1 protein-coding gene is annotated in these 2,606 nt (G+C 45.4%); it reads left to right on the top strand.

Annotated elements, in window-relative coordinates; genetic code table 11:
- The first annotated feature begins 423 nt into the window (after positions 1-423).
- A complete protein-coding gene (locus VF709_RS24695; protein WP_440232458.1) occupies positions 424-1,236 on the top strand; it encodes a hypothetical protein in 813 nt (270 codons plus the stop codon).
- Positions 1,237-2,606 lie beyond the last annotated feature (1,370 nt).

Here is a 2,606-nt window from a genome sequence, read left to right as displayed (position 1 = left end):
TGGCGGCTGGTGTATCCGGCAGCCGGAGGTCAACGCGCAGGGCCAGTACGCGGGTACAGGCGTTCAGCGCACAGTTGAAGGTATCGGCGATGCGTTGCTGCCAGTAAGGGTCGTAGGTGTAACTCATTGAAATGGACTCCGGTTGATTTGTGTTCATAACCATTACCGGCGTCGTTAAAAAAAACTTATTACCATCAGCGAGTTCATCAGAGGGACCTTCAGAAACGGCTGGATTTGGAAAATATCGGGGGTAGCAGGTGAGGAGCGCTACAGGTAACAGTACTGCGACTGAAGCCATAAGATAACAACGATTCGAATGCCAGGTGACCCAAAGGCTGTGAAAAAACAGCCTTCCCGTTACCGACATGTGGAGGGTTTCAGTAAACAATGGTCATGAACAGATGAGAACCTGAGGGAGTAACAATGATTATTGGCGTTGAACAAGCACCGGCGATCGTACTGACGCTGCTGGAAGAGAAACTTCACAACTGGCGGTATTCCGCCAACCCAATATGGCCGTCAACCTGGCCTGTTTTTAATCGGCTTATTGAACGTCATGACGAGATGGCGGTAGTGTACAGGGAGATCGCGTCCGGCAACTTCACCAGGCGACAGTTCTGGATACTGCTTGAGCAGATCATCCATGCGGGCAGCTTTGGCACCGATGCGCGTTTTGCAACACTGCGGGCCGATCATCAGGAGCTTGTCGGCCTGAATGACAACATCAGCACCATGAGCATGCAACTGGCTGAAATGCTGGAACGACGCGCAGATCTATGCGAGAACGGCCATTTCGGATGTGACCGTATGCTTAAACTCACCGAATTTATCGATGATGCCGGAGAGGGTAACGGTCATTACCTGTCGTTTCTTAAGCCAGAATTGCAGCGGCTTAATAGTTTCGATCTCCGCTACTGGCCTGACATTGCCGGGATCATTCGCTCGCTGGGGATGGAGGAGGTGGAGATAACATTTAAGGATGAAGCCACAGAGGCGATTATCAACGCCCGCAGGCCTTCACGGACGGATTTCTTCAGGGAGTTATTCGATAACATCAGTATGCAAAAAACCGGGGATCACTATGGATTACCACGAACGTTCACACTCTCAGATGCAGCACTGGCGACGATTTGTAATATTACCCGCGATTTGCCACCCGATGACCTCGTTGATGCAGTTTACGTGAAACGAACCCGCCATCGACTGCAAACGCAGGGCTTTAGCGCCGTATGGTGAAGTCTCCAGTTCCATGAGATAGTCATTACCCGGTTTACAGAAGGGTCAGGCTTGCCCGACGTGGACTGCCCCTGCATTGACCTGGCTTAAAGAGCGGGGAGACTACCCAGGTCTGTTCTTCTCCTGAAGAGCAAATATCGCCCTGTCGGGATACACGTTCTTCGAGAAAGACGCTGACTTACATCCCGTAAAAACGATATTATTCTCATCGTTCGATGATCCCGATAAATAATCGTTATCAAGACTACGGCTTAAACGCGCTGTAACGCATCAGGAGCGACGTATTCATTCCATCCACAGATTTCCACTGTAGTGATCTTCAATGCGGTTATACAGGCTTACAGGAAGTAACAGCGGTATAAAGCACTACAACGCTCAATGAGTTATCAAATGGTTCACGATTATTACCAGGATAACCACCCATTCTAATTCACTATAAAACGACTATTCTGTTCATCGAACAAGAAGGGCTATTATCACCAGCGCGGATAATACCCAACTTACAGGCATTATCAGTACTCAGATACAAGTATATCCAAAAAGCTTTCAGGGATAATCGCTCACCGTTGTATCTGTTACTGACAGGTATCGTAAGGATTAATATCAGGCAGGCAGATCAATGCTCATAAAACTACTACAGGTTAGTAAACTGACTTAACGTTTAAAAAGCTTATCATCCATATCACTGTGATACTGTAACTCAATTAAACCCCATGCCTGCAGTTAAGACTAGGTGTATTTGTCCAGTAGCAAACCGTTGATAATCACCTGCCACTTATCAAGTATGACCACTCACCTTAAAGGTTACTGTTAAGCAGTGATGATGATTAAATTACAGACATCAATCATCTTCACTTTCATCCAGATGGATATTAGCGACCAGGCATTCATGTAAATATCCATTACTTAATGCAAACCCATCAATTAATATTGACCCTTCAGGAGTCAATACATTGACTAAATGTGTCAATGAATACCATTCAATTGTACTATCCCCTTAGTGATTATCTTCAGGGGATAATACCCTCTTCGGTATACTCCACCTGCTGATAGTATATCCCTTGATTAATATCATCAATGATAATACCCCTTCTTTAATATATTAATACCAATCCAACACATTCAGCGTAGTGATAACATAGAGATAACCATGCCAGACAGTGCTTATCTACAATAAACACCCCTGTCAGTTACTCTGGAATTATCCTGTGCACTTAAAGACAAATAAATTACCAATTACGTAAAGTGAATTAATCAGAATTAACATCCAGTGAAGCATACGCCTGAGAAGGTCGTACACCTGATTCTGAGCAGTGATCTGTAAATATCCGTGGGTAAACCTGTCTGATGCCAAAAATGCATCCTGATGC

Origin of the sequence: Enterobacter sp. Lyrl_3, assembly GCF_051948675.1 — a bacterium.
GTDB lineage: Bacteria > Pseudomonadota > Gammaproteobacteria > Enterobacterales > Enterobacteriaceae > Enterobacter > Enterobacter cloacae.
This window is presented reverse-complemented; position numbering and strand designations above follow the sequence as displayed.